The organism is Nocardia abscessus, assembly GCF_015477775.1.
Lineage (GTDB): Bacteria > Actinomycetota > Actinomycetes > Mycobacteriales > Mycobacteriaceae > Nocardia > Nocardia abscessus_A.
This window is the reverse complement of the sequence record NZ_JADLQO010000014.1, coordinates 1-26370: the sequence shown is the minus strand read 5'-3', so window position 1 is coordinate 26370 and position 26370 is coordinate 1. Positions and strand designations below refer to the sequence as shown.

Annotated in this window: 23 protein-coding genes and 2 tRNA genes; 17 read left to right on the top strand and 8 right to left on the bottom strand. The window is 67.8% G+C overall.

The features are described from left to right. Positions 1-70 precede the first annotated feature (70 nt). On the top strand, positions 71-349 hold the full coding sequence (locus IU450_RS28870) for a hypothetical protein (protein WP_195103977.1): 279 nt from the start codon (positions 71-73) through the stop codon (positions 347-349). Further along, positions 336-800 carry a DUF5130 domain-containing protein gene (locus IU450_RS28865; protein WP_195152898.1) on the top strand — a complete coding sequence of 155 codons (465 nt, stop codon included), beginning with the start codon at positions 336-338 and terminating at the stop codon, positions 798-800. Before IU450_RS28870 ends, IU450_RS28865 begins: the two co-directional genes overlap by 14 nt. 68 nt (positions 801-868) lie before the next feature. Here IU450_RS28865 and pepN read toward each other — a convergent pair whose 3' ends face one another. Next, positions 869-3451, bottom strand: coding sequence for an aminopeptidase N (gene pepN, locus IU450_RS28860; RefSeq protein ID WP_195152897.1), 2583 nt, complete (start codon positions 3449-3451; stop codon positions 869-871). 219 nt (positions 3452-3670) lie between these two features. Between pepN and IU450_RS28855 the strand changes: the two genes are divergently transcribed. Beyond that, complete coding sequence (locus tag IU450_RS28855) at positions 3671-4507, top strand: phosphoribosylaminoimidazolesuccinocarboxamide synthase (RefSeq protein WP_195152896.1); 837 nt, start codon at positions 3671-3673, stop codon at positions 4505-4507. Positions 4508-4510: 3 nt separating this feature from the next. Here IU450_RS28855 and IU450_RS28850 read toward each other — a convergent pair whose 3' ends face one another. The 4 genes from IU450_RS28850 to IU450_RS28835 form a co-directional block, all read right to left on the bottom strand. Beyond that, the gene (locus IU450_RS28850; RefSeq protein ID WP_195152895.1) at positions 4511-4993 is read right to left on the bottom strand and encodes an NUDIX domain-containing protein; all 483 of its coding nucleotides are present in this window, start codon (positions 4991-4993) and stop codon (positions 4511-4513) included. A 162-nt stretch (positions 4994-5155) separates the two neighbouring features. After that, on the bottom strand, positions 5156-6421 hold the full coding sequence (locus IU450_RS28845; RefSeq protein WP_195152894.1) for an RNA polymerase sigma factor: 1266 nt from the start codon (positions 6419-6421) through the stop codon (positions 5156-5158). After that, positions 6418-6819, bottom strand: a complete 402-nt coding sequence (locus tag IU450_RS28840) for a YciI family protein (protein ID WP_195152893.1) — start codon at positions 6817-6819, stop codon at positions 6418-6420. The genes IU450_RS28845 and IU450_RS28840 overlap by 4 nt, the downstream gene beginning before the upstream one ends. A gap of 109 nt (positions 6820-6928) precedes the next feature. Then, positions 6929-8164, bottom strand: coding sequence for an NAD(P)/FAD-dependent oxidoreductase (locus IU450_RS28835; RefSeq protein WP_195152892.1), 1236 nt, complete (start codon positions 8162-8164; stop codon positions 6929-6931). Positions 8165-8344: 180 nt separating this feature from the next. On the opposite strand from IU450_RS28835, the gene IU450_RS28830 reads away from it, so the two are divergent. Continuing rightward, the gene (locus IU450_RS28830) at positions 8345-8986 is read left to right on the top strand and encodes a DsbA family protein (protein ID WP_195152891.1); all 642 of its coding nucleotides are present in this window, start codon (positions 8345-8347) and stop codon (positions 8984-8986) included. Positions 8987-9023: 37 nt separating this feature from the next. Here IU450_RS28830 and IU450_RS28825 read toward each other — a convergent pair whose 3' ends face one another. Continuing rightward, positions 9024-10133, bottom strand: a complete 1110-nt coding sequence (locus tag IU450_RS28825) for a M48 family metallopeptidase (RefSeq protein WP_228835282.1) — start codon at positions 10131-10133, stop codon at positions 9024-9026. 176 nt (positions 10134-10309) lie between these two features. Here IU450_RS28825 and IU450_RS28820 point away from each other — a divergent pair, with 176 nt between their 5' ends. Further along, positions 10310-10783: a ribose-5-phosphate isomerase gene (locus tag IU450_RS28820; protein WP_195103991.1), complete on the top strand. Its 474-nt coding sequence runs from the start codon at positions 10310-10312 to the stop codon at positions 10781-10783. A 23-nt stretch (positions 10784-10806) separates the two neighbouring features. Beyond that, positions 10807-11619, top strand: coding sequence for an Fpg/Nei family DNA glycosylase (locus tag IU450_RS28815; protein WP_195152890.1), 813 nt, complete (start codon positions 10807-10809; stop codon positions 11617-11619). A gap of 14 nt (positions 11620-11633) precedes the next feature. On the opposite strand, the gene IU450_RS28810 is transcribed toward IU450_RS28815, so the two are convergent. Then, positions 11634-12584, bottom strand: a complete 951-nt coding sequence (locus tag IU450_RS28810; protein WP_195152889.1) for a GGDEF domain-containing protein — start codon at positions 12582-12584, stop codon at positions 11634-11636. A 1085-nt stretch (positions 12585-13669) separates the two neighbouring features. Here IU450_RS28810 and IU450_RS28805 point away from each other — a divergent pair. Then, positions 13670-13743: transfer RNA gene (locus IU450_RS28805), tRNA-Gly, on the top strand. Positions 13744-13790: 47 nt separating this feature from the next. Continuing rightward, positions 13791-13867: transfer RNA gene (locus tag IU450_RS28800), tRNA-Pro, on the top strand. A 400-nt stretch (positions 13868-14267) separates the two neighbouring features. Here the strand turns inward: IU450_RS28800 and IU450_RS28795 are convergent. Then, complete coding sequence (locus IU450_RS28795) at positions 14268-14990, bottom strand: MerR family transcriptional regulator (protein ID WP_051168626.1); 723 nt, start codon at positions 14988-14990, stop codon at positions 14268-14270. Between the two features lie 267 nt (positions 14991-15257). Here IU450_RS28795 and IU450_RS28790 point away from each other — a divergent pair, with 267 nt between their 5' ends. From IU450_RS28790 to IU450_RS28750, 9 genes are all read left to right on the top strand, one after another. Then, on the top strand, positions 15258-15710 hold the full coding sequence (locus IU450_RS28790) for a hypothetical protein (protein WP_195152888.1): 453 nt from the start codon (positions 15258-15260) through the stop codon (positions 15708-15710). A 50-nt stretch (positions 15711-15760) separates the two neighbouring features. Continuing rightward, positions 15761-16654 (top strand): ROK family protein, encoded by an 894-nt coding sequence (locus IU450_RS28785; protein WP_195152887.1) that lies wholly within the window; start codon positions 15761-15763, stop codon positions 16652-16654. Positions 16655-17031: 377 nt separating this feature from the next. Then, entirely contained in the window at positions 17032-18156 is a 1125-nt protein-coding gene (locus IU450_RS28780) for a GAF domain-containing protein (RefSeq protein WP_195152886.1), read from the top strand. A 67-nt stretch (positions 18157-18223) separates the two neighbouring features. After that, complete coding sequence (locus IU450_RS28775) at positions 18224-19228, top strand: conjugal transfer protein (RefSeq protein WP_324197866.1); 1005 nt, start codon at positions 18224-18226, stop codon at positions 19226-19228. A gap of 16 nt (positions 19229-19244) precedes the next feature. Beyond that, positions 19245-19505 (top strand): hypothetical protein, encoded by a 261-nt coding sequence (locus tag IU450_RS28770; RefSeq protein WP_039796594.1) that lies wholly within the window; start codon positions 19245-19247, stop codon positions 19503-19505. Then, a complete protein-coding gene (locus tag IU450_RS28765; protein ID WP_195152885.1) occupies positions 19502-20041 on the top strand; it encodes a hypothetical protein in 540 nt (179 codons plus the stop codon). The genes IU450_RS28770 and IU450_RS28765 overlap by 4 nt, the downstream gene beginning before the upstream one ends. Then, the gene (locus tag IU450_RS28760; RefSeq protein WP_195152884.1) at positions 20041-22566 is read left to right on the top strand and encodes an ATP-binding protein; all 2526 of its coding nucleotides are present in this window, start codon (positions 20041-20043) and stop codon (positions 22564-22566) included. The genes IU450_RS28765 and IU450_RS28760 overlap by 1 nt, the downstream gene beginning before the upstream one ends. After that, positions 22566-25034 (top strand): hypothetical protein, encoded by a 2469-nt coding sequence (locus IU450_RS28755; protein ID WP_195152883.1) that lies wholly within the window; start codon positions 22566-22568, stop codon positions 25032-25034. The genes IU450_RS28760 and IU450_RS28755 overlap by 1 nt, the downstream gene beginning before the upstream one ends. A gap of 83 nt (positions 25035-25117) precedes the next feature. Beyond that, positions 25118-25975, top strand: coding sequence for a hypothetical protein (locus IU450_RS28750; RefSeq protein WP_195152882.1), 858 nt, complete (start codon positions 25118-25120; stop codon positions 25973-25975). Positions 25976-26370: the final 395 nt, after the last annotated feature.

Here is a 26370-nt window from a genome sequence, read left to right as displayed (position 1 = left end):
AGCCGACACAGACGGCCTCCCGGCTCGACCGGACGGAGAACTACTACAGAGCATCGTCTACCTTTGACCCGTGAGCATTCTCGAGACAGTGCTGATCTTCGCCGGCATCCCGCTGGTGATCTACGGCGTGATCGCCGGATTGTCGTTCCTCGGTAAGCCACTGCCTGGCGAGAAGCCGGTCCACTTCGCCCTCGGCCAGAAGTGGACCCAGCAGCCGGTGCTGTGGAGTGCCACTGAAGAGGTGATCGGCTCGGGTCACCACTTCGCGGAAACGCCGCATGGACAGCATGCGGCCATCGAGTCCACCGAGGTGGAGCTGATCGGAGGACGGGCAAGTGGCAGGTTCTAAGTGGCCCGCGGTGGTCGAAGCCGAATTGCCGCACGGATACGCGATCACCAGCAGCGGGCGCGTCTCCGGCGTGCACGAGGCGGGCGACGTGTTCAAGGAAGCGCCGTTCAACGATGACGAGCGGCTCACCATGGACAACGTGCTCACCGAGGCGACCCGCGCGACCAAAGTGCGGTTCAACGTCTACATCGGCGATCTGGGTGCGGACCCGGCCGCGGGCGCGGACGCGATCTTCCCCGGCACGCCCGAGGCGGCGCACTCGGTGCTCATCGCCGTCTCGCCCAACGACAAGGCGATCGAGGTGCGCTCGGGCCGCGCGGTCGCCGACCGCGCCAACGACCGCGTCTGCCAGCTCGGCGTCACCGCCGCGCTGAGCTCGTTCCGACAGGGCCAGCTGATCGACGGCCTGGTCTCCGCGGTTCGCGTGATGGCAGCGGCGATCGGGAGGTAGCGGTCGGCTCCCGTCCGTGTCGTGATCCGGCGCGTCCCCCGATCATCGGGTGGACGCGCCGGTCTCGTCTACGGCTGGGCGTCGAAGGCGCGGGCGCGCAGCGAGCGTTCGATGCCCGCTTTGCCCTCGCTGACCAGGCGGCGCAGCGCCGGAGGGTGGTCGCCCGCGAGGAACTTGTCGGCGACGGCCACCGCGTCCTCGCTGATCGCCCAGTGCGGGTAGAGCCCGACCACCACGGTCTGAGCGACCTCACTGGAGCGACGTTCCCAGACGCCGGGGACCTCGGCGAAATACCGTTCCACGTAGGACGTGAGCAACTCGCCCTGTCCGGCGGGCGCGAAGCCGCCGACGATCGAGCGGGCGGTGATGTTCGGCACCGAGTCGTCGCCCATCACCGTCGCCCACGCCTGCTCCTTCACCTCGGCGATCGGACGCGCCGTCGCCGCCGCGGCCGCTTGGCGCTTGCCCGCGGCGGTGGAGTCGTTGGACAGCTCCTGATCGATGACCGGCGTGTCCAGCCCGTCGGCATCGATCTCGCCCGACGCCGCGAGCGCGGACAACAGCCGCCACCGCAGGTCGGTGTCGACCGCCAGGCCCGGCAGCCCGACCTTCGCCGGATCACCGTCGAGCAGTTCGCGCAGCACCTCGGTGTGCCAGGCCGACAGCTTCGCGCCGGTCAGCGCGTTGACGAAGGCCAGTTGGTGGTCCGAGCCCGGCTCCGCTTCGCGGGCCAGCTCCAGCAGCCGGTTCGCGTATTCCGGCCAGCCGGTGGTCGCGGCCCACTCCGGATCGGCGTAACTGCTCAGCGCGGTGTTGGCCTGCATCAGAAGCCGCTGCACCACACCGATCTCGCTCTCGGCGCCGACGCCACGTTCGACCAGAGCGACGAAGTCGCGGGCGCGGAACTCGGCCTGGCGCGTCATCTCCCAGGCCGCCGACCAGGCCAGCGTGCGCGGCAGCGGCTCCGCGATGTCGGCGATGCGGTTGACCAGCACGTCCAGCGAATCGGCGTCCAAACGGATCGAGCAGTAGGTGAGGTCGTCGTCGTTGACCAGCACGAACTTGCCGCGCGGCACGCCGACCAGCGCGGGCACCTCGGTGCGCTCGGACGCGTCGAGGTCGAGCTCGACGCGTTCGGTGCGCACCAGCTTTCCGTCCTGGTCGTCGTACACGCCGATGGCGAGACGGTGCACGCGCCGCTCGCCCGCACCCGGCTGCGCGCCCTCCTGCACGACCGCGAACGAGCTGAACCGCCCCTCGGCGTCCACCTCGAAGTCCGGGCGCAGGATGTTCAGTCCGGTGGTCTTGAGCCACTGCGCGCCCCAGGTGGACAGGTCGCGCCCGGAGGACTTCTCCAGCGCCGACAGCAGGTCGTCGAAGGTGGCGTTGCCGTAGGCGTGGTCGGCGAAGTACGCGCGCAGACCGGACAGGAACGGCTCCAGACCGACGTAGGCGACGAGCTGCTTCAGCACGCTGGCGCCCTTGGCGTAGGTGATGCCGTCGAAGTTCACCTCGACGGCGGCGAGATCGGGGATGTCCGCGGCGATGGGGTGGGTGGAGGGCAGCTGGTCCTGCCGGTAGGCCCAGGACTTCTCGACGTTCGCGAACGTGGTCCATGCGTTGGTGTATTCGGTGGCCTCGGACTGGCACAGCACCGAGGCGAAGGTGGCGAACGACTCGTTCAGCCAGAGGTCGTCCCACCACTTCATGGTGACCAGGTCGCCGAACCACATGTGCGCCATCTCGTGCAGCACGGTCTCGGCGCGGCGCTCGTAGGACGCGCGGGTGACCTTGGAGCGGAAGACGTAGTCCTCGAGGAAGGTCACCGCGCCCGCGTTCTCCATCGCGCCCGCGTTGAACTCGGGGACGAACAGCTGGTCGTACTTGCCGAACGCGTACGGGACGCCGAAGTTCTCGTGGTAGAAGCCGAAACCCTGCTTGGTCTCGGTGAACAGCCGCTCGGCGTCCATGTGCTCGGCCAGCGAGGCGCGGCAGTAGATGCCCAGCGGGATGCTGCCGTGCTCGTCGGTGTAGACGTCGGTCCACTGGGCGTACGGACCGGCGATGAGCGCGACCAGGTAGGTGCTCATCTTCGGGGTGGTGCGGAAGACGTGCCTACCCGGCTCGGCCGCGAGCGTCTGCACGACGGCGGCGTTGGAGATGACCTGCCAGTCTTCCGGCGCGGTGACGGCGAGGTCGAAGGTGGCTTTCAGGTCCGGCTGGTCGAAGCAGGCGAACATCCGCTTGGCGTCGGCGGTCTCGAACTGGGAGTACAGGTACACCGCGTCGTCGGCGGGGTCGATGAAGCGGTGCAGGCCCTCGCCGGTGTGCGAGTACTCGCAGTCGGCCTCCACCACCAGCTCGTTGCGCTCGGCGAGGTCGGTCAGCGTGATCCCGGTCGACTCGTCGTAGCCGGAGACGTCCAGGGCCGCGCCGTTGAGCACGGCCGAGCGCACGCCGCGCGCCACGATGTCGATGAACGTGCTCGCACCGGGCGTCGCGGTGAAGGTCACGGTGCTGCGGGAGAAGAAGGTCTGCTCGCCCGGTTTGCCCGCCCCGTCGGTGAGATCCAGCTCGACGCGGTAGTTTTCGACCGACACCGTCGCGGCGCGTTCGATCGCCTGGTCGCGAGTGAGGTTGGGTGCGGACATAAGGCTCCTTCGTGGTCGAAGAACTGGCACGGGCGACACCCACAATGCCACCTCGGCGTGGCAGGCCGCGCGGGACTTTCCCGACCAACCCTAGTGACACCCGCCCCTCACACGCCGGTACCGCGGCCGAGACCGACGGCGTGACGGCCTCGCTCCGGCGGCGGCGGTATTCTGCCTGGTGCAGCGCAGGTTCACCACCACGGATTCGGAGGCTCGACGTTGAAGCATGTGCACGCCGGAAAGGTGCGTGACCTGTACGAGGACGGCGACACGCTGCTGCTGGTCGCGTCCGATCGGGTGTCGGTGTACGACGTGGTGCTGCCGACACCGATCCCGGACAAAGGCGCTCTGCTGACGCAGTTGTCGAACTGGTGGTTCGAGTACTTCACCGACGTGCCCAACCACGTGGTCTCCGCCACCGACGTGCCCGCCGAGTTCGCCGGCCGCGGCATCCGGGTCAAGCCGCTGAAGATGGTGCAGGTGGAGTGCATCGCGCGTGGCTATCTGACCGGGTCGGGGCTGGTCGAGTACCGCCGCACGGGCTCGGTCTCCGGGGTCGCGCTGCCGCCCGGGCTGCGCGAGGGCGACAAGCTGCCCGAGCCGATCTTCACACCGACCACCAAAGCCTCCGAGGGACACGACGAAGCGATCACCTTCGCGGACGTGGTGAACCAGGAGGGGCGCGAGGTCGCCGAGCGGCTGCGCGAGCTGACCTTGCACATCTACACCCGCGGCGCGGCACACGCCGCCGAACGCGGTGTCATCGTCGCCGACACCAAAGTCGAATTCGGCTGGGACGGCGATGTCCTCACCCTCGGCGACGAAGTGCTCACGTCGGATTCCTCGCGGTTCTGGCCCGCCGACGAGTGGGAGCCGGGCCGGGCGCAGCGCTCGTTCGACAAGCAGTTCGTCCGCGACTGGTCCACCTCCACCGGCTGGGACAAGGAGCCGCCCGGCCCGGAGATCCCCGCCGACGTGGTCGCGGCGACGCGGCAGAAGTACGTGGAGGCCTACGAACTCATCACCGGCCTGACCTGGGCGGGCGTGGCGCGCTAGCGGTCAGTGCGGCAGGTGCTCGGCCAGCCGGTCCAGGCAGGGCCGCTGGCCCGCGACCAGCTTGTCGCGTGCGGTGGCGGCGTCGAACCATTCGGCGCGATCGATCTCGGGGAACTCCGTGAGCCGGCCGGAGCGCGGCGGCCATTCCAGCTGAAAGGTTCCCGGGACGACGGCGGCGGGATCGAGATCGCCCTCGACGGCCCAGACGGTGAGGGTCTTCTTGCTCGCGCCGCTGCCGTACCGCACTTCGCCCAGCGGCAGCCACGGGCCGTCCGGAACCGGCAGTCCCAGCTCCTCGGTGAACTCGCGGCTCGCCGCGAGCCGGGCGTCCTCGGTCTCCGGCTCGTACTCGCCTTTCGGAATCGACCACGCGCCCAGGTCTTTTCGCGCCCAGAACGGGCCGCCCATGTGCCCGAGCAACACCTCGACGGCTCCGTTCGAGCTCCGGCGGAACACCAGGACTCCCGCACTGTGTTTGTCTGCCACACCGGGTAGTCTGCCCGGCCGCGCGTCACGCCCGCCTTCGACCACCCGGCGCGTCGCCTCAGCGACCGCTGCCGATGCATGCCACAGCCACCGCCGTGCGCCGGGTTTCGCTCTCCCGCCTGGCTGCTCGATTTCCCGATTGGGCAGCGCTCGGGAATTCGCTCACCCGGCGAGATTCGCGCGAGCGTCGTGGCGCAGCCGTGCCGCACGAATCGTGAGGTAGTCGCGCTCGGGCACGCTCGTCGTGCGGGCAGCGGCCTTGGTGTAGCAACCGACGGCCGCGTCGAGGTCGCCTGCCATCTCGTGCAGGTGGCCGCGCACGGCGTCGAGCCGGTGCGTAGTCGCCAGGTGCGCGTCGAGCGTCCCGGCCAGCGCGAGACCGGCTTGCGGCCCCGCCACCATCGCCGTGGCCACCGCACGGTTGAGTGTCACCATCGGATTGTCCGTGAGCTGTTCGAGCCGGTCGTACAGCGCCAGGATCTTGGGCCACTCGGTGTCCTCCGCGCGCGCGGCCTGCGCATGCAGAACCGCTACGGCTGCCTGGATCTGATAGGGCCCGCGCAAACCATGCGCCAGCGTGCTGGTGATCAGGGTCGTTCCTTCGGTGATCAGCGCCCGATCCCACAGCGAACGGTTCTGCTCGGCCAGCGGGATGAGTTCGCCGTGCGTCCCGGTGCGCGCCGCGCGACGGGCATCGGTGAGCAGCATCAGCGCGAGCAATCCGGCGACCTCGGTGTCCTCGGGCAGCAGCCGGTGCACGGCCCTGGTGAGCCGGATCGCCTCGTCGGACAGATCCGTCCGCTGCAACGTCTGCCCCGAGCTGCTGGTATGGCCTTCGCTGAAGATCAGGTACAACACGTGCAGGACAGCGCCGAGCCGCTCCCGCCACCGCACGTCACCCGGCTGGGCGAACGGGCGCTCGACCGTGGCCAGCTTCTTCTTCGCCCGGGTGATCCGTTGCGCCATCGTCGCTTCCGGCAGCAGGAAGGCGCGGGCGATCTGGTCGGTGCCGAGCCCGCCCACCGCGCGCAAGGTCAGGGCGATGGCGGCGGCAGGCGACAGCGCCGGGTGACAGCACAGGAACAGCATGGTCAGCGTGTCGTCTGTGTCCACGGGGACGGCATCGGTCACCTCGCGGTCGAAGGCCGTGGTCTCCCTGCGGCGCCGGGCCACCTCCGCGCGCACGGCGTCGGCCATGCGGCGCTGCGCGACCTGGATCAGCCAGGCCCGTGGATTGTCCGGCAGGCCCTCCCGCGGCCACTGGGTCGCGGCCGCCAGCAGTGCTTCCTGTAGCGCGTCCTCGGCGGTGTCGAAGTCGCCGAACCGGCGGACGAGCGTTCCGAGGACCTGCGGCGCCAGTGCGCGCAGCAGGTCCTCGGTGCTCGCCGGGAGCGGTGTGTCGTCGGGCACCGCACGCCGGTCGCTCATTGCTCGGTGGCGGGGGCGCCCATCACCGCGCGAACTTCGATGTACTCGCCAATCGGTTTACCGCCCGGCCCGGGGGCGGCGGAGGCCTGCGCGGCGATCTCGTAGGCCCGTTCGGGGCTGTCCACGTCGACGATCCAGTACCCCGCCAAGAACTCCTTGGTCTCCGGGAAGGGCCCGTCGGTGACCACCGGCGCCGACCGCCCGTCCGAACTGACGATTCGCGCGTCGTCCGGACCGGCCAACCCCTGCGCGTCCACCAACTCGCCCGCTTCGGCCAGCTGCGCACCCAGTGCGCGCTGGAAGTCTATGTGTGCCCGGATCTCTTCCGGGGACCATTCGTTGATCGGTGTGTCGCAGTAGGCGGTGGGTCCGTAGGTCTTCAGCAGCATGTACTTCATGATTCGTTTCCTCTCCTCCGGCGCTCGGCCGTGTGGAGCGCCTCGGTGGCGCTCGCGAGGAGGTCGGAGCCCAATGTTCGGATTCGACCCATCCTCTCGGTGATCCACGTCACAAATTTGTCGTCGTGTCGGCCAGCCGGTCCGGGTCGACCGGTTCGCCCGCCAGGATCAGTTCCTTGATCCGGTCGGTCACGTCCCAGACGTTCACGTTCATCCCGGCGAGCACGCGGTCGGCGGAGTCCAGCCAGAACGCCACGAACTCGCGCGCCGCCGCGTCGCCGCGCACGACGACCTTGGTGTACTCCTCCGGCGCGGCGAACCCGGTGTACTCCATGCCCAGGTCGTATTGATCGGTGAAGAAGTAGGGCAGCCGGTCGTAGGCGGCCTGCTTGCCGAGCATGGTCGCGGCGGCGACCGCGGGTTGGTTGAGCGCGTTGGCCCAGTGCTCTACGCGGATCCGCCTGCCGAGGACCGGGTGCTGCTGCGCGGCGATGTCGCCGACCGCGACGATGTCGGGATCACTGGTGGCCAGGCGCTCGTCGACGAGCACGCCGTCCTCCACCGCGAGCCCGGCATCGGCGGCCAGTTCCACGTTCGGGCGTGCGCCGACGGCGATCAGCACCGCGTCGGCTTCGATCGTGCTGCCGTCGGCGAGCCGGACGCCGTTGGCCACATCGGTCGCGATGGCTTCCTCGGTGGTGATCGCCTCGACCTGTGCCTCGAACCGGAAGTCGACACCGTTGGCCCGGTGCAGGTCGGCGAACACCTGGCCCATCTCCGGACCGAGTACCGCCCGCAGCGGCAGGTCGGCGCGTTCGACGATGGTCACCTCGACGCCTGCGGCGCGGGCCGCCGCCGCGACCTCCAGGCCGATCCAGCCCGCTCCGACAATGACGATCCGCCGCGTCGCACTGCGGAACAGCTCGATCAACGTGTCCGAATCCTCGATGGTGCGCAGCGTGTACACGTTGGGCGCGTCGGCGCCCGGCACGGGCAGAGTTCGCGGCGTGGAACCGGTGGCCAGCGCGAGCTTGTCGTAGGACAGTGTGGAACCGTCGGGCAGGGTGACCGTCTTGGCCGCGGGGTCGAGCCCGGTGACGGTGGTGCCGAGCCGGACATCGATGTGGTGGTCGCGGTACCACTGCGCGGGGTCGACGATGAACTCGGGGAACGCCTTCTTGCCCGCGAGATGCTCCTTCGACAGCGGCGGCCGCTCGTAGGGCAGGTGCTCCTCGGCGCCGATCAGCGTCACGATTCCGTCGAAATCCTTGGCCCGCAACGCTTCCGCGATCTTGGCCGCGCCCAGTCCGCCGCCGACGATGACGAAATGCTGGTCAGAACTCATAGCGGACTCCTTCTCCGAAGGGAACCAGGCTCCTGCCGACCAACCCTACTGGCAGCCGTACGGGCGGCTCGGGAAAACGGCGAGCCGGGTGGGAACGAATCGGGAGCCGCCGTGGTTGCTCGGTAGGGCGGCGACGTGTGCGTGCCGTCCGTCCGCGATGCGATCGAGAGGAAGCCGCCCGTGACCGACAAAGCTGCCAAGGACGTCGCCGATTTCTGGTTCGACCCGTTGTGCCCCTGGTGCTGGATCACGTCCCGCTGGATCCTCGAGGTCGAGCAGGTGCGCGACATCGAGGCCAAGTTCCACGTGATGAGCCTGTCGGTGCTGAACGAGGGCAAGGACGTGTCCCCGCAGTACCAGGAACTGCTCGAGACGGGCTGGGGCCCGGTCCGCGTCGCGATCGCCGCGGCGCAGGAGCACGGCGACAAGGTGCTCTCGCCGCTGTACACCGCGATGGGCACGCGTATCCACAATCGGCGTGACGAGTACGAACGCGAGAGCCGCAAGGAGTCGCTCGCCGCGGTGATCGCCGATTCGCTGGCGGAGGTGGGTCTGCCCGCCGAGCTGGCCGCGGCCGCCGAGAGCACCGACTACGACGAGGCGCTGCGCAAGAGCCACCATGAGGGCATGGACAAGGTGGGACCGGATGTCGGCACCCCGACCATCCACATCAACGGCACCGCGTTCTTCGGTCCGGTCCTGTCCCGGATTCCACGCGGCGAGGAGGCGGGCAAGGTCTGGGACGGTGCCGTGGCGCTGGCCTCCTACCCGCACTTCTACGAGCTGAAGCGCACGCGGACCGAACCGCCGTCGTTCGACTGAGTGCAGGGGGCGGGTGGCTTCGCGGCACCCGCCCCGGTCAGAGCACGGATTTCGGCGGGCTCGCCGGTACCTGACCGTAGGAACTCGGATAGCCGCCCATCGGCGCACCGGCGCCCTTGGGCCGCTCGGGGCGCATGAACAGCTTCCCGTGCCTGCTGCGATCGCGCAGCGCCCACATCCGCCAGGTGAGCACCGGGTGGCTGGACAGGGCGTTCACCATCCAGACGAAGAAGCCCTTCTCCGACGGCGCCCGGTCGGCCATCTCGTCGAAGCCGACCAGCCTGTTCATGTACTTACCCGCGGCCAGGGTGCCCATGGCGCCGGGCGCCCCGGTATGCCGGTGACAGAAACCGTGGTTGTCGGCGGTGTACTCCTGCGCGCGGATCAGGCTGCTGCCGATGATCGGCAGGAACGGCACGAGGAACATGCCCAGCTGCCGCCAGTACGACGTGTGCCCGGCCGCGATGTGGCCGACCTCGTGGCCGATGATGAATGCCAGCGCGTCGGGTTCGCGTGCGGCGCCGCCGATCTCGAACAGGTCGCTGTAGACCACCACGTAGCGCCGGAAGCCATGTCCGCTGGCGAAGGCGTTGATCTGGCCGTTGCCGAGCACGACGTACGCGTCCGGCACCTTCGCCATGCCGAAGCGAGCGGCGGCCTCCGCCACCAGCTGGTAGCCCTCGGGGAACTGGGTGGGTGACATCTTCACGCCGTTCACCCGCTGGCTCGCGTAGTTGATGCCGCGACCGAACCACAGCAGCAGCGGGGCGGCTGCGAACGCCAGGACGTACTGGTCGAAGTTGCCGGTCGCCAGCAGCAGCAGCGCGATCAGGTAGGCGAACACCGTCAGCACCACCACGAGGACGAGCATCGGGATCTCCCAGCTGTGCCGAGCGGGCATCCCGAACGGCGACAGACCCCGGGGCCGGCGCTGCGGCGGCGCCGGGGGCGGGACAGGAACGCCGGGGTAGGAGCCGTAGGGCGCGGGATACGGAGCCGGGGGTGCGGCCGGATACGAGCCCGAGGTGTACGGCTGGCCGGAGGGCGCGGCGGGCGAATCCTGCACCGGGACCCACCCGCCCTGCGGGGCGTACGGGTCGGCCTGTCGGCCCGCCTGATCGGGCGGCTGGGGTTCGAACGGCTGCATGGGATGAACTCTATTCAGTTGCCGGGAACGGGGTCGGCGCCTCCGCCGTGTCGCCGGGCCCTGTGGCCGCGAACACAACTGGCGTATCAGTCGATTCGCGCAGGGCTGCCGCGGTGTTGATCGTGGGGTACGCCCTCTTGGCGTTCGCGCCGCGGCGGCCTGACACAATGCCTGCCATGCGCGTTTACCTGGGTGCCGATCATGCCGGTTTCGAACTGAAGAATCACGTCAAGGCCCATCTGGAGCAGGCGGGTCACGAGGTCGTCGACTGCGGCGCGCTCGAATACGACGCGCTCGACGACTACCCCGCCTTCTGCATCGAAGCGGCCCGCCGCACCGTCGCCGACCCGGGCAGCCTCGGCCTGGTCTTCGGCGGCAGCGGCAACGGCGAGCAGATCGCCGCGAACAAGGTGCCCGGCGCTCGCTGCGCGCTGGCCTGGAGCGTGGAGACCGCGAAGCTGGCCCGCCAGCACAACAACGCGCAGCTGATCGGTATCGGCGGCCGGATGCACTCGACGGAGGAGGCGCTGGCCATCGTGGACGCGTTCGTGACCACCCCGTGGTCGGACGAGGAGCGCCACCAGCGGCGCATCGACATCCTGGCCGAGTACGAGAAGACCGGAGTCGCCCCGGCGGTTCCCGCGTACTGAGCGCATCGCGGTTGTAACCGGCTGTGCCGGAAGGACATACGCTGCACCGCCTCGCGCGGCTGCATCAGCGTCGCCTCGCGGGCGGTGTGGTGCGCGTATCCAGCCCGCAGGGCAAATTCGCCGAGGGCGCGGCCCGGGTGGACGGCCGGGTGCTGACCAGGTCCGAGGCGTGGGGCAAACACCTGCTGCACCACTACGACTCCGGGCTGGTCGTGCACGTGCACCTCGGTCTCTACGGAGCGTTCACCGAATCCGGGCTGCCGATGGGGGAGCCGGTGGGTCAGGTGCGGATGCGCCTGTTCGGCGGGCCGGACGGGCAGCCGGGATTCGGCACCGACCTGCGCGGGCCGACCGCGTGCGAGATCCTGCTCCCGCCCGAGGTCGCCGCGCTCACCGACCGGCTCGGCCCGGACCCGCTGCGGCGCGGCGCCGATCCGGATCGCGCATGGCGGCGCATCCGTCGTTCGCGCAGACCGATCGGCGCCCTGCTGATGGATCAGCAGGTGCTCGCCGGGGTCGGCAACGTCTATCGCGCCGAACTGCTGTTCCGGCATCACATTTCGCCGCATCGTCCCGGCACGGATCTGTCGGTCGGCGAATGGTCCGAGATGTGGACCGATCTGGTAGCGCTGATGCGAGTGGGGGTGCGCGTCGGCAAGATGGTCGTGGTGCGACCCGAGCACGATCACGGCGAGCCCTCGTATGCTCCCGATCGTCCGCGCACCTATGTCTACCGCCGCGTGGGCGCGCCGTGCCGGCTGTGCGGCACGCCGATCGCCCATCAGGTGATGCAGGCGCGAAATCTCTTCTGGTGCCCCACCTGCCAGCCCAGCTGACCGGACGGGGACCGTCAGCCCGCGACGGCGGTGTCGATATCGGGCTCGTCCGCGATGGCGAAGCGGCGTCCGCCCGCCGTCTTCGCCGAGTACATGGCGCGATCGGCGCGGCGGAGCAGATCGGTGAAGTCGAACGGGCTACCCGGCGGGTTGTAGGCCGTGCCGACGCTGGCCGAGACCGGAACGGGCCCAGCCGACGACCAGACCGGGTCCCGCAGTGCGGCCACGATCCGGTGTGCGAGGTCGCCCAGGGTGTTGCGGTGCGGATTGGTCGCCAGCACGAACTCGTCGCCGCCGTAGCGGCAGATCACCGTGTCCGGGGGACAGGCATCGCGCAGCCTGCCCGCCAGCTCGACCAGCACCTCGTCGCCGATGGCGTGTCCGTATCCGTCGTTGATCTGCTTGAAGCGGTCCAGGTCGATCAACAGCAGTCCGACGCCGCGGGTCGGGTCGGTGGCCATGATGCGCACCTTGTCCTGCAGCAGCGTCCGGTTGGCCAGGTCGGTGAGCGCGTCGTGGGTGGCTTCGTGGCGCAGCCGGTGCTGCAACGCGGCGATCTCCTGCACCCGCAACGACACCTTGGCCGACAGGTTCTGCTCCTGCTGCGCCAGCGCCCGCTCCTGCAGCGCCTGTGCGTAACTGTCGATGGCCTGGCTGGCGATGAAGGGCCAGCGTGTGGCCACCAGGGAACCGGGCGCGCCGGAGGGGAAACCGAGCAGCCAGCGCGTGGCCTGGGCCAGCATCCGGATCCGGTCGAACGGCGCCTCGGCGAGCCTGGCTCCGAGCATCCGTGCTTCGGGCACCGGGAAGGGCTCGGACCTGGCGAGCGTGAGCAGGCGCTCGACGATCTCCACCAGCGCCGGTTCCAGCTGTTGGGGCACCGTGCCGCAACCGGGCTCGGCGCAGACCGCCCGGGCCCATGCTCGGGCCATGGCGGCTACCGGGGGCTCGATGTCGGTCGACATCGGACTCACCCGCTGTGGACGACGTCGGTACCCAGGTGCCCTGTACTGACACAGGTGCCGGCGTCACCCTGATCGTTCCCACTGCTACGCGGTTGTGTCCACCTGGTTCGGCGCACGCTCACCGCCCCCTTTCCAGATACCCCCGTCCGGCAAAAAGGATCCTAGCAAGCCACTCGGCATCGAAAAGCGGCGATTTGCAACGTGTTCTCGATACCTCGCGAATGGCGATCGGGTATGTGATCGTTCCCGACGCGTTGGTGTTACACCCGATCTTTGTTCGCTGCAAAATCGCGCCGCGACGCGCTGGCGACACGCTGTAAGAGGTGTGCGGACAGCGGTGCGCCTGCCAGGCGGGTGGTCCGGACCGAACCAGCGCCGCCGGCTTCACGAGAATCTGTTCCCGCACCCGAGGTCCTCGTCTTCCGTGTCGTGTTCCCGATGATGGTTCTGAGCGGTCGCGCGGCGGTGGGCGCATGCTCGTGGTCTTCGCGCAGGCGCGGCGCGGGCCGCTGCGTACGCCGCCCGCGGGTGGCCATAGGCGTGCCGACGGCTGCGCGGGGTGGTCCCGGGCGGTGCGCCGGGTCACCGGCCGCCGAGGCGGCGCACCCGGAGCCGAGGTTGCCGCGCGATCAGCCGAGGGTTCGCGGGACGGCCTCGCGCTCGCGGCGGATCGCGAACATTCGCTCCGGGGACGGTGGGCGCGGCTCTGCGACACGCCGAGTGCGTCGGCCGTGACGGCGAGTCGTGCGGTCCTCATCCGAATTCCCTCGAGCGACGTTCCCGGCGTGACAGGTGGCGGTGGGCCACGCTTCCCCGACGGGGTCGTCACGTGTCATTCGAGTTTCGCCCACCGGAATCCGACACGCCAGAGTTTCAATGAAAAAGAACCTCTAAAATTTCCGTCAGCGCGCCGCCCGGCGCCGGCGGGACAACCGTGCGAGACTGGATGCGGCAACCCCGGAGCGCTCCGGCGGGCAACCTGCGAGATCTCGCTGCGCGGGGGGCTGATTGGCGTTTCGGAAGCAGGGTTCGGTACAGTCGGATCGCACACGGCATCGTGGCGATCCCATCGGTGTCGTATGCCTGCGGGTGTAGTTCAATGGTAGAACCTCAGCCTTCCAAGCTGATGGTGCGGGTTCGATTCCCGTCACCCGCTCCACGGAGCAATCATCCTCGTCGGCGGCCGCCCCGCCGCCGCGAGGGCCACGGGGTGTAGCGCAGCTTGGTAGCGCATCCGCTTTGGGAGCGGAGGGTCGCAGGTTCAAATCCTGTCACCCCGACCATCGTTCGGGGGGCGGGATTCGCGGGGGTTCGCGTCGTCAGGTTCTTGTCCGCTTCGGCGTCTTCGCTCGTTCGGCTCGGTATGCGTAGGTATGCCGAAGGGGTGTGCCCTGCCGTGTCGCTGCCGGGGTTCGCCGGGGGAGTTTCGCATCACCACTGCCGCCCGAACGGTCTGCTGTCGGATACCTTGTGGCAACTCTTCGGCACAGGTCATACGTAGGTGACTTCGTCGATTCGCCCGCCAATGTCTTCGATGAACAAGACCGGGGATACGAGACATTCGGACCGCCGCTGCCGGCGAGCCGGCAAAAGATGTGGGCGCGTTTGTCTACGTAAGTATTCGACAGTGCCGGATGGAAATACCGGAACAGTGGGCGGCAGCGGAAGTTCGCGGCCGCGCTGTTACTGCTCGGCCTGCGCCTTGGGGCCGGAGGCCACCGAGGACGGCGGCAACTCGGAGTGCCGGGCGAACGCCTGATCGATCAGTTCGGAAGCGGCACGGGTGACGATCAACCGGGCGATCGCCAGGTCGGTCTCCAGCTTGGTGCGGTCCCTCGGTGTCCGCGCGGATTCCTCGTAGGTCTGCCCGGCCAGGCGGTAGAACAACTCGGTGGCGAAGCGGTCGGCGATGCGATCGCAGTCGGTGCGCAGGCGCTCGACCAACTGGAAGGTCTCCTGCATCGGGAGCCCGGTGTCGGTGAGCCGAGTCGCCAGATCGCAGCACCGCGGGTTGGTGACCCGGTAGGCCTCGAGCGGGTCCTCGCTGGAGGCCAGCGCCTGCTTCGCGTAGTCCGGCAGTTCGGCGTAGCTGTCCTGAGGTTCGGTGGTGGCTTCCGACTCCGCTTCGGCTGCGTTCGCGTTCTTCACCCCGAGCACGTCGGCGAGGCCGTCGCCGCGGTCCCAGGCTTCCAGCAACTCCCGGATCCCGTTCAGCTTCATGCCCCGCCCCAGCAGGCGGCTGATCGTTTGCAGCCGGTTGAGGTGGTCCGACCCGTAGTACCCGATCCGCCCGCGCACCTCCGGCGAGGGCAGGAGACCTCGCTCGTGGTACACGCGGACGCTGCGCACGGTGGTGTCGGCTGCCCGTGCCAGTTCGTCGATCGTGAATTCAGAGTCTGCAGCCATGTTTAAAAGGAAACCATAGTCGGGCCTCCGTGGAAAACGTTCCGTTTCATAACGTGCCGTTAAAGACGGTAGCTGGGTGTTGCTTCAAGGTCAACGAGCCGTTACATAGCGGCACAAGAGGTTGTGTGCTGGGCAACAGTGGGCTACCGTGCGTAGACCAGCTTATCGCGGCTGGGTTCCGGGGACTGTTGAGCAGCCCTGATGACCGTCCGATTCATGGGCCACGCACCTGCCAGAGGTGTGTGCTCGGCATCCCCGGAGATGGCTATGAGCATTACGCGAACCCTTCCGATGGACACGGGATCCATTGCGTCAGCAAAGATCTCGTCGATTCCGGCAAAGTCGAACCTGCGGCCCCCGTGCGCCGATGTCCCCGACAACTGGGACATGGACACCGGCAATCCGGACGCCTGGAGAGCGGCAGTGCGCACCTGTCAGAGTTGCCCGCTGCTCGCGCAGTGCCAGCAGTTGGCGCAGACCCTCACGGCACGCGGCGACGGTCCCCGCGCGATGATCTGGGCCGGCGTCGCCTACGACAACTCCGGCGGCGTCATCGAGAACTTGGACCGGCACCGTGCCGCCCCGATCGACCACAAGCGCCCCATGCGCATCATCCGCAATGGGCCTCGCCCACTGCGCACCGTGTCCACGCTTCCCGCTCCCCGTCGCCACATCGTGCTCGGGCAACCCCTGAAGCCGACCGGGACCGACGGTCTGTGACTATGCTGCGTGCAGTTTTTCGCGTCGAGACCTTCGGTGGTGTGTAACTCATGACAGTGCTGGCATTGGAGATCGGGTCGTCGGGTTTCGCGGCGACCAGGGTCGCCGACGATGTCGGCACCGACGACATCCGAAGGATCCCGATCCCGGCGACGGGCGCCTGGGACCGATGCCAGGAGCTACTGCTCGAGGTCGCGGGCGGTGGCCAGGTCACCGCCCTCGGCATCGCTTCGGCCGGGCCGATCGACATGGCGGCCGGGGTGATCGCTCCCGCTGACGTTCCGGAATGGCGAGCGGGTTTCGGCATCGTCCGAGCCGCGCGGCAGCTGTTCCCGGAAGCGCAGGTTCCGCTCGCGCTGGACGGCGTCTGCATGGCGCTGGCGGAGCGAGGTTTCGGCGCGTCGAGCGAAGTGATGGACAGTGTGGCGATCGGCGTCTCCGATCGCATCACCGGCGGGGTCGTGGTAGGCGGCTTCAGCTTGGTGGGGCGTACCGGCAACGCGGGGCACGTAGGTCATGTCCTGGTTCCCGGCTTCGACGATCGGTGCTCCTGTGGCGGGCGCGGATGTCTGGAGGCGGTCGCCGGCGGCTTGGCCGTGGTGCGCTGGGCCCGGGAGCAGGGCTGGGCGGGCACATCGGTGCGGGAGCTGCTGGACGCCGCGCGCGTGGGCGAGGACATCCCGGCCGCGGCGCTCGGCCGGGCGGGCACTGCGCTCGGCCGGGCGATCGCCTCGGTGGCGGCATTGCTCGATATCGACCTCGTGGTGCTCGGCGGCTCGCTCGCCGGAGCCGGCCCCGCGTTGTGGAAACCGCTGGGCGAGGCCGTCGCCACGCATGCCAGGCTGAGCTTCCTACCCGGACTGCGCGTGATTCCTTCGCAGCTCGGGGACACCGCGACGATCCTGGGCGCTGGTGTGCTGGCGCTGGCCGGAAGGAACGCCTGATCTATCGCGAAACCGCATAAGCCTTGGGCTGGACGGCATTCCGGCTGCGTGCGAAATTAGCTACGCGAATGCCACGTGCCTCGGATGACGGCTGCTGTTGATCTTGTGCGCCGGTTTGCAGCGGATGTGCCGTTGCGCTGCGCGCCGGTACGAGCGCGGCTCGACCGAACTTAACGTGAACAAAATGAACACGCCTGCGTGTTTCCCATGAACATGACGGAGACTTCATGAGAACAGACGGTTCTCTCACGAGTTGATTGAGCCGCTAAATAACGGTACATTGCCTGAGTCACAAGATGTCTCATCCGGGTTGAGGCGGACCCGGAGGAACGGCTGGTCGGGCAAGTGCGAAGCGAAGTGGCGCAGTGATTCCATGGGTGACGATCGAGACGTTGGCGCCGGACGGCATGTCCGTGGCCTCGGTGGGGGATGCACCGCGTGAGTTCGCGAACTGGCAGCGGGTGTTGCAGCGGACGCTGTCCAAAACGCCTGCGTTGTACGACAAGCTGACGACGGCGGGCCTGACGGAGGCGATCCATACCGCGCACGACCAGGCGCGGGATGTCGACCTGGCCATTCAGACGCGCGCGGGACGGCACCAGCTACTCATCCGTCCGATCTTCGGCCCGGCCGGCGACGTGCACGCGGTGCGACTGTGGCTCGGCCCTGCCTCGGAGCGCGTGGCCGTGCCGCGCCCCGCGGTAGGCGCCATCTGGGACCTGAGCAGTCAGACGATCCAGCAACCCAGCGGCATCACGCGGCTGTCCGGCAGCACCGCCGAACAGTACGTCCCGAGGATGTCGATAGCGGAACTGTTCCACCGGGTCTCGAGTTTCGATCGGCACGCCGAGGTGCTCGACCTGCTCTACGACCCCAAGCCCGGTGAGCGAATGCAATTCGACACCACCGTGGTGCACGGATTCGGACGCCCGGCCCAGTGGCGGATCACCATCCGGGCGCGCGACGACGAGCGCACGCGCGGCGCGTGGTGGCTGATCGAGGACGTGACCTCGGAGAACGCGCCCGCGGCGTGGCCCACTCTGGAGCGCATCGGATTGCGTGAGGCGCACCGCCGGGCGGGTACGCATCTGGCGGTGATCCAACTCGAGCACACCAGCATCTCGCACTGGCTCACCGACCCCGCGCCGTGGGTGCGGTGGGACTATCTCTTCCGGCCCGTCGACGTCTTCCATCCGGAGGACCGTCCCAAGCTGGCGGAACTCGGCGACCGGCTGCGGTCGGGTGACAGTTGCGGTGTGACGCTGCGAGTACTCAACTACGGTGGCGGTTACACACCCACCTCGCTGCTCCTGTACCCCTATCCCGGGTACTCCAGCAGACAGCTGGCGATCGCTCAGTTGGTCCGGGTCGCCGACGATGTTCCGTTGCTGGAAACCCATCGGCAGGTGCTGGAACCGCGGCAGCGCAGCGCGCCGATCGGCTATGACGAACAATTGCGGCATTGGCTCGCGGGCCGAATGAAAAGCAGCCCGGCCTGCTGACGATTGATTCCCAGGAGTGGGAACTACCGGCCGGTTGGGAACGCCTTTGCTCTCTACCATCTCGGGAGTGAGGACAGTGGTTCGGGGACCGGCAGATTCAGGTGAGGCACTGCTTCGCCGGATGGCCGCTCGCCGCCGTCGCGACAACATTGTGGTCGCGGTGCTCGCCGTGCTCGCCGTACTCGGCGGCGGCCACGCGATCCTCAGTGTCTTCGACTCCGGTCCGCCTGCGCCGTCGGATGATTCGACGACGGCAATCGTCGGACATGCGCAATTGGCGGGCTCTTACGCGGAGCAGTTCGTCGTCGCATACCTGACCGCCGTTGCGGGACAGCAGGATCGGATCGGCGAATACGTCGGCTCCAATCAGCAGATCTCGTTGCCTTCGTCCGCGCGCCAGGTGTCCGACCCGTCGGTCGTCTATGTCTCGCGTGCGCTCGCGGCCGGCGGGCTCGAGGTCTGGTCGGTGACGGTGTCGGTCCGCGTCGGGAAGGCCGGCGCCGCGACCGCCTCGGATCAGCGGCATTTCTATCGTGTGGCGGTGTCGGTGTCCGACGGGCGGCTCCGTGCGCTGTCGACGCCCGCCCTGGTCCAGGCTCCGTCGAAGGGCGTCGATCTCAAACTGGCCTATGGCGCGCCGTGCGCACCGGATACGCCGCTCGGACAGGTCGCCGCGGGCTTTCTGAGCGCCATGCTCGCCGGAAACGGTGACGTGGCCCGTTACACCACGCCGGATGCCGGGCTGGCCGCGCTGAAGCCTCCTCCCTTCACTGCCGTCGAGCTGACCTCGCTCACCACCGATGACTCGGGCTGTGGCTCCAGCGGTGCGAAGGCCCAGGTGCTGGCCACGGTCAACCCCAAAGCCGACACCGGCGCCACCGCGACTCTGGCCTACCCGCTGACCATGATGCGCAACGCCGGCCAGTGGCAGGTGGTGTCCATAGACCCGATTCCCGCCCTGGCCAGTCCGCTGGCGGTGGTCGCCGGTCAGGACTCTCGTGGCGGATCACCGCCCACTTCTACCTCGTCCCCCTCGACGTCGGTGACGATTCCGCCGGCGACACAGAACTGATCCGAGAGGCAGCCCGATGGGTAACTTGAGCAACATCCTCTATGGCATCCTGATCTTTGTCCGATGGGGCGGAATGATCATCATCGCCATCGTCACGATCGGTGTGGTGATTTCCGAGGCGGCGAAATCCAGGCTGTCGCCTGCGCGGATCATCGTCGTCTTCGGCTCGGGATTGATGGCCGGGGTGGTGATCTGGATTCTGCCTACGACCATCAACTACGCGCGAACGGACGCGAACCTCATCGTTCCCGATCACCCCATCGGTGGTTATCGATGACCCAAGTGATCAAGGTGTTCACGCCGATCAAACGTGTGCCCACGATGATCGGCAAGGCGCAGAACGGGCAGAAGCTTCCGTTCGGCCCCTACACCCTGCCCCAGGTCGCGGCCGCCGTGGCGATGATGTCGGTGACGTCGGTGGGGGCCATGACGTTGCCGCTGAACCCGGCCGTCACCTTCATCACGGGTCTGGCAGTCACCATCCTGGCGGTTTTCGTGCTCGGGCTCGTGCCGTACACGGGCGTGCGGATGCTTTCGCGCGCTTTCTGGCTCAGCAGGCTCATCGTCTACCGCAAGCCGGTGTCGGCCTCGGGCATGCCGATCACCAGTGACTCGGTGCGCCACACCATGTTCATCGAAGAGACCGTGGTCCTCTTGCTGCCTCACCGTTCCGACGCGGCGGTGGCCGCCGTGCCGAAATCCGGCATCCGCCTGCTCGAGGTGGTGAGTGGAGGCGGTAAGGCCACCGACCTGTGGCGGCGATTGAACGGCAACGGCGACAGCAACGGCACGGCCTCCGGAGGAGGTCCCTGATGGCACTCGGACGAGATCTACAGCCCACCGCGGCGATTCGCGGCAATCTCCAGTTCACCCATTCGGGTCTGGTCACCGCGACCTATTTCATCAATCCACTCGGCTACGGCCTGCGCAAGGCCGGTGACAAGTACGACGTGAAGATGGCGCATCACGCGCTGGTCACCAATTTGCCGAGCGGATCGCTGTTGCTGGGCATCCAGGCGCGGCTGAACACGATCGACGTGCTCACCAAGATGGTGGAGGGTGTCGACCTGGACGAGTGCGAGGACTACGCCGACGAGGTGGTGGCCTCCTACGAACGCGTGCACGCGATCATGCCGCAGACCCGCATCTTCCTGTTGTCGATCCCGGTCGGAGCGAGCAACTCCAGCATCTCCGCGCTGTCGCGCCTGTGGCGTGGCAGCACCCCCACGATCGATGCGACCGCGATCGCCCGCGCCGACCTGGACGAATACGACGAAAAGGCGAACGAGATCCTGTCCAGGATCGGCGGTGACTTCGATCCGGTTCCGGTGCCCGCGGCACTGTTCCAATGGCTGTGGGAGCACTATCTCTCGCGCGGCGCCGCGGGGGATCCGGTGGCACCCACCCGTGCGGGCGCGCTGGACGACGCGACGGCGGCGGTGTTCCGCTCCGCCGCGCTCGACGAGGGGGCACAGGCCGACAGCAACCGGCGTATCCGTCCCTCGTTCGTTCCTGTGGTCAAGGTGGTACAGCCGGATTTCGAGTACCGCCCGTCCTACCAGGCGATGCTGACGCCGCACTCCTTCCCCTACGCGGGCATGACCTTTCCCGGCGGCAGCGAGTTCCTCAACGTGTTGGAGGGTCTCGGCGACGTCACCGTCGACTGGGGCATGCGGATCTCGACCAAGCCCGCCGAACAGGTGTTGAAGAACAACGAACTCAGTTTGCGCAGGCTCGGCGAGCAGATGGATCAGCGGGACCAGGAGGTCTCGTTCGCACAGAACACATTGGCCTCGAAAGCGCGCATGCTCGGCGAGTACAACCAGCACTTCGAGGTCAACGGCGGGGAATCGGAGGTCTCGTTCACGACCGTCATCGCCATCGGCGGACCGACGCGGGACGCCACGATGGACGCGGTCAACACGCTCAAGCGGCGCTACAAGCGGTTCCAGGTCGACATGACCGCTCCGGTGGGCGCGCAGGTCGACCTGTGGTCGATGCTGATTCCCGGCAGCCCGCCACGCCGTGCGTTCGACGACTTCGCCCATATCGTCCCCTCGGACATGTGGGCCGGTTTCGTGCCGTTCACCACCAGCCAGATCGGTGACGACAGCGGGCCGGTGATCGGGGTCAACCTGCTGTCGGGACATTTCGAGCCGATCCACTTCGGCATCATGGAGGCCGCGCTGCACGACCTGTCCGCCTCGTTCGCGGTGACCGGCGAACTCGGTTCGGGCAAGTCGTATTTCCTGAAACTGATGGCGGTGCTCGTACACGACATGGGCGGGCAGTTCCTCGCCATCGACCGCAGTCAGGTCGGCGAATGGGAGCACTTCGCGCGGTCGATCGACGACGCGGTCATCATCGACCTGGCCAATCCCACGGTCTCGCTGGACCCGCTGCGGTTGTTCAACCCCCGGATCGCGGGTGAACGCGCGCTGGACTCGATTCTTCCGCTGCTCGATCTGTCGCCGACTTCCGGCGCGGGCGCGGCGGCGAGCAATCTGCTGTCACCCAGAGGCATGGCCGAGCACAAGATCAAGAGCCTGCTCGATCTGTACCATGTCGTGCGCCGGTTACGGGAGCATCCCGAGCGAGGCGAGGAGTACGCCGATCTCGCGGCGCGGCTGGGCACCGTGGTGGAGCGGGTGCCGGTGCTGTTCGACCCCAAGCTGCCACCGCTGCGCCTCGATGCCGCCGCGACCGTCGTCCGCAGCCACAACCTGCAACTGCCGAGCGCAGAGGAACTCACCACCCCGCACCTGTACAACCGGCTGCCGTTGACGAAGCGGCTCGGCACGGCGCTGTACGAATTGGTCGGCGTCGCGGCGCGGGAGGCGTTCCTCTCCGACAACGGCAGGTTCGGCCTGCTCGTCGGCGACGAGGCGCACCACTTCACGCAGACGCAGGTCGGCTCGGCGGTCACCTCGGACTTCAGCCGCGACGGCCGTAAGCACTTGGCCGCGATCGGCCTCGCCTCGCACGACCCGGCCACGGACTTCCAGGGCGCGGCGCACAACTTGATCCCGAACCGATTCGTCTTCCGGCAGCGCGACGAGACGCTGGCGCGCAACAGCTTGGAGTGGCTGGGCGTCGATCTGGAGGAAGCCCCGTTTCTTTTGCAGATTCTCCGCGAAGAGACCTCGCCACCCGTCGGTCCCGGTCGTCAGATTCCCGAGGAGCGTCGTGGTGAGATGTTCATGCGTGACGCGTTGAACCGCATCGGTCGCGGCAAGGTGCTGGGTCCGGCGCGTCCGGACCGTGCCGCGGCGATCACCAGCACCCCGACGAGTGTCACCGGTGCGCGTTCGGCCCTGCCCGAGCGATTGGGACGCTGATGAGATCTGCACTCGCCTCCAGAATTCGCCCAGACCAGACTTCCTTCGGGATGCCTTGGGAACCGCAGTTCTGGGACGCGGACCGCTGGCGACCGCAGATGGTGTTCCGGCGTTTCCGGGCTTGGATCAATGCTTCCCGCCGTCGCCGCCGGACCACGTGGATCGTCATCGCACTCTTCGTGCTGTTCGTCTTCCCGGGTCTCGTCCACGCGGTATCCATCGCGCAGACGGGCACGGTCACCACGGGGTCCGCACCCAACAGTGCGACCAGCTGGATGAATGTCAAAGACTCCTATGGAGTCAATGTGTCGAGCTACATGCTGGTCGTCGATCGCGGCGGAGTGCTGAACATCGGGAATTTCGCGCTGTGGATCCTCCTCATGCCACTGTTCGCGGTATGGCAGCTCTTGACGATCACCGGGGTCTGGCTGCCCGGCAAGGCGCTGGACTTCCAGTGGCTGAATCTGATCAGCGCGCCGTTGCAAGCGATGGCCCGCAACCTGACGGCGCAGATCGCGACGCCGCTGCTGGCGTCGACGGCGCTGGCGATCGGTGCGTTCTTCGTCGGCTACTTCATCGTTCGCGCCTTTTACGCGAAGGCCGTTCTACAGGTAGTGACGATGATCGCCTTCGCGATCGCGGGCGTGTTCTTCCTGACCAACCCGCTTGCCGAGGCGTTGTCCGACCATGGTGTTCTGGTGCAAGGCCGTAACGTCGGGCTTTCGGTCGCGGCGGGTCTGAACGGGGACAACAACCCAAATCCGGACCAGTTGGTCGGCACGCTGCAAGCGACCATGGCGACCAATATCATCCGGCTCGGGTTGCAGGTCTGGAATACCGGGCACGTGGTGGACAACAACCCTTCTTGCCGGGCGGCGTGGTCCGCCGGCATGGCGGCGGGCAGCGAAGACCGGGTGCGGAACGGGATGAAGTCGTGCGGCGACAGCGCCGCGTATGCCGCGATGGGGGATCCGAGCGTCGGTCAGATCGGCGCCGGACTGCTGCTGTTGCTGTGCGCGCTCATTCTCCTGGCCTTCGCCGCGTACCTGTCCTTCAAGATCATGTGGGCGGCGCTCGACCTCATCTACTACGGGTTCGCGTCGATCTTCGGGTTCGCCGCCGGTGGCTACATCTACGGTCCGACGCAGACATTCACCGTGCGTTGCGTGGTACACGGCTTCATCTCCGGCGGGAAAATGGCCTTTTTCGTCATCGCCCTCGGCATCTACGAGCTGTTGCTGGGCAGCCTGTTCCGAGCGGCGAACGGTCAGATCATGGTGGTGTTCGTGATCGGGGCGGGCGTCGAGATCGTCGCCATCGTCCAGGTGCGGCGTCTGAGCAGGAATATCGACGAGGCCAATGACTGGGTGACCCACCGCATCGGCGCGGCGATCCAGAACCCCGGATCGGCGCAGGGTGCCGGAGGTGGCGGCGCCCCATTGGGTATGGGTTTGGGCATGGGCAACTCGGGTGCGGCCAACTCGCTGACCCCGCTCGCCATGCTCGGCGCGATCAGCACCATCAACAGCTCGCCGGTCACGGCGTGGATGGCCGGTGGCCGCCTCAACCCGCTCAATCCCTTCTCGCGGGTGGACCACATCGACAAGAGGAACAAGGCGAGGGGCCTGCGGACACGCGACCTGAGGGCGGCCACGCACGGCGCTGCGTACGACCGTGTGGCTGCCGCTGAATATGCGAGGGAGGGGATAGGCAGGTCCGGGTCCCGCCGTGGTAGCGAGAGGTCTGCCGCCTACGCCGCCGAGAATGTCGCGCATATGTCCGGCATGATGGGCAGCGTGCAGTACGCCCTCCGGATGGCCGGTATCGGTTGGGGTCGAGGGCAACGGGCGACTATCGCGCGCGCGGATATCATCCGGCACGCGGATGACGAGCCGCTCGCATCGAAGCACCTCGGCCGGGTCGTCGCGGCGCACAAGCACTTCGAGCGGGACTTCCATACGAATCCGAGAATGATGATGGCCAGGTTCCACGGGTTGGAGGCCAGCGTCGATCGGTATCGAGGTGACTACCAGGGCGGTGTGCGGATTTCGGAAGAGCTGGCCCAGCTCGGCAGGGATTACATCGACAATCCGACGAGGGAATGGATCGATGCATTGCAGGCCCATGCATCGGGGCCGATCAGGGACCCTGCCGCCGCGCGGCTACGGGACATCAATGGCCGTGAAATCTCCCAGAACGATGCGGACCGGTTGAGGCAGTGGATCGCCAACGAGCATGCGCTGCGGATCCAGGCGGCCACCAACTGGGTAGCCGAGAATCCACAGGACTTCGATCGGATTCGGAGACTGCGTTCCGAAATCGACAAAGCGGCCCAGACCGACCAATGGCAGGCGGGCCGGAATATCACCGGTGCTGTCTCGCTCCCGCAGCCGGACCCCGCGGCAAATGCGCTGCCCGACATTCCGGACAGGATCCTCAATCCCCTCAGGAACCCGCGCGGTCGCTGATCAGCCCTCGATAGGGGCAAGACAATGGGGCAGATATCACAGAGAGGCACACGATGATCGGTCGTCTTCTGACGCTCGTACTTATGCCGATCTGGGTATGGGTGGTGATGGGGGGCGTGGGCGTCGTGCTCGTGTTGATGATGGTTTTGCTGGTGGTCATCGGCGGTGCGACGTCGGCGATCGCCTCCGACCTGCACTATCAGTGCGACAGTGCGGTGGGGCCTGACCCCTCGCAGACGGTGACCCCCAGCCGCGCGACCACGGCGGCGCGGCCGACCGCGAAGAGCGCACCAGCGGGTGGAGTGACCTCCACTCCCACCACGAATCCGTACGCGGAGCTGACCATCGCGCCGGACGATACCAACGCCTCCGAGTGGGATCGTGCCTGCGCGACGGCGATGAAGTACGCGCCGCGCCAGGATCCTGCCTTGCTGTACGTCAACGGGGGCATCGGTGTGGAGTGTGCGCGTGAGCTCGCTCTGGCACGGCTGGCGGCGAGTGGAGCCGGGAACGACTCCGGTAGCCGAGCAGGCGCGACGGAGTTCACCAGATCTGTGATCTACCAGGCGTCGGCCGCGCAGACGACGGGTCGATGCACGACTACCGAGGCGGTGGCGCAGCCGTCGGCTGTGGACGGCGCGGGCCGGCCGAGCGGTCCGGCGCGGCGGGCATGTGGACAGCTCGGCGAAGCGTCGGTAGTCGTGTTGCCGAACACCATTGCGGCACAGGCCGCGTGCGGTCAGCGAGTGGATCCCGTCGCGGTCTCGGCGGGCGATCTGGTGTTCTGGAATTTCCGAAACAACGCGCCGACCCAGGTCGGCATCGCGGTCAGTGACACGCGGCTCGTCACCACAGATGCGGCGACCGGTGAATTCATCGAACTGACCATCCCGAGCACGAACGATGTGCGGGTGAAACGAGTACTCGGCAGCGGGATGTGATGAGTAAGCGATGCCGCCAACAGAGGTAGAGCCACAGATAGAAACCGGCGAGGATGCCGAGGCGCCGCCGGTACCGATGACGCCGTGGTCCAACCGGCCGGATCAGCAGCGGCCGCGGGCGGGTGGGGTGCCGGGTTCGCCTGGCGGTCCCGCCCCTGGACCGGGGCAGTCTCCTGGACCGGGGCAGCCGGGATCCGGTCAGCCGAATGGTGGCGGCGACGCCGGGGTCCCGGGTTCGCCGGGTGTTTCGGGTTCGCCGTCTGTGCCTGGTCAACCGGCGCCTGGTCAGTCTGGTGTGCCTGGTCAGCCGGTGCCTGGCCAATCTGGTGTGCCGGGTCAGCCGGTGCCGGGTCAGGGTGTGCCTGGTGAGCCGGGTGGTGTGGTGGCTCCGCGGG